We start from the raw sequence: 1,398 nt of genomic DNA, 5'->3' as shown, positions 1-1,398 counted from the left end.
TCGCTGGGCGGGTACGGGGCCGAGGCGATGACCGCGGCCCTGACTAAGGCGATGACGACGGTGCCGGAGCAGCTGCGTCAGAGCTTGACGTAGGATCGGGGCAAGGAGCTGGCCGGGCATGTCCAGTTCACGATGGCCACGGGCACGAGAGTGTTCTTCGCTGACCCCCACTCGCCGTGGCAGCGGCCGACGAACGAGAACACGAACGGGGTGCTGCGGCAGTACTTCCCCAAGGGCACGGACCTGTCGAGATGGTCGGCCGAGGACCTCGCAGCAGTCGCGTACACGCTGAACAACAGGCCCAGGAAGGTCCTGGACTGGAAGACTCCCGCGGAGGTCTTCGCCGAGCAGCTACGCTCGCTCTCAACGCACGGTGTTGCAACGACCGGTTGAACCCGCCCAATTTCGAGCCAGGCGGTTCGTGGAGACGCTCCGGGTCAACGGCCTGGTCGGGTCGATGGGCAGGGTCGGTGCTGCTGGGGACAACGCGGCAATGGAATCCTTCTTCGCGTTGTTGCAGAAGAACGTGCTGAACCGGCGTCGCTGGCAGTCCTTCGACCAGCTCCGGCTCGCGATCGTGAGCTGGATCGAGCGGACCTATCACCGCCGTCGTAGGCAGGCCCGTCTCGGGAAGCTCACCCCTGTCGAGTTCGAGATGGTTCAATCAGTCCAGGCGGCTGCCGCCGCCTGATAACTCGTGTCAAGCAAACTCATGGCAGACCCTTCTCACGCGCCTGAATCTCGCCGTCATGGATCGACAGCACCTCGGTCTGTGCGCCAGCCCGCTCCAGAAGCGCCGCGCAGGCTCTGACTGACCGACATCAGGAAGCACTTCACGGCTGAGGAGAAGCTCTGTCTCTGCGCGAACAAGGCCGTCGCAGGCCGCGGCGGTGCAGCCGTGGTGGCTGGGTGCCTGGTGCACGAGGACCGGGGCTCGCAGTTCCGATCTGGCCTATTTCAGGACGCGCACCCGTCATGGGCCGATCGGCTTCGTACTCGACGTCCTGACGCGCGGTTCTGCCGGCCGGTCGGCCTGATCCCGCGCTCCGGGTGATCACGGCGTCGGATCGAGCCTGACAGGTCAGCGTCGGCGCCGTGGTGGATGGCATGCACCACCCCCGCGAGCGCCGTCTCGCGTCCCGCACTCTGATGCGCCCGCCCGCGCCCTCACTCCGCCAGGAACTCCAGCAGGATCCGGTTGAACTCCTCGGAGTGGCTGATGCTGAATCCGTGCGGGGCGTCCTTGACCAGTTCGACGCGGCTGCCGTCGATCGCCTTGTGCGTCCGCTTGCCGGAGCCCTTGAACGGCACGATCTGGTCGGCGTCGCCGTGCAGGACCAGGGCCGGCACGGTCACCGCCGGCAGGTCGCGGCGGAAGGCGGTGGCCCCGAACGCGTC

The 1,398-nt window shown here is 66.9% G+C and carries 1 protein-coding gene and 2 pseudogenes; 2 read left to right on the top strand and 1 reads right to left on the bottom strand.

Annotation, left to right across the window (positions count from 1 at the left end; translation table 11 throughout):
- Positions 1-393 (top strand): annotated as a pseudogene (locus ACFWJO_RS37040) (IS30 family transposase); the annotation flags it as partial.
- 4 nt (positions 394-397) lie between these two features.
- Positions 398-691, top strand: a pseudogene (locus ACFWJO_RS37035) (integrase core domain-containing protein); the annotation flags it as partial.
- 476 nt (positions 692-1,167) lie between these two features.
- Here the strand turns inward: ACFWJO_RS37035 and ACFWJO_RS37030 are convergent.
- On the bottom strand, positions 1,168-1,398 hold a 231-nt coding region (locus ACFWJO_RS37030; RefSeq protein WP_386872500.1), incomplete at its 5' end, for an alpha/beta fold hydrolase.

Origin of the sequence: Streptomyces sp. NPDC127092 (assembly GCF_042722475.1) — a bacterium.
Classification (GTDB): Bacteria; Actinomycetota; Actinomycetes; order Streptomycetales; family Streptomycetaceae; genus Streptomyces.
The sequence above is the reverse complement of the archived record's forward strand: the minus strand, read 5'-3'. Positions and strand labels throughout refer to the sequence as shown.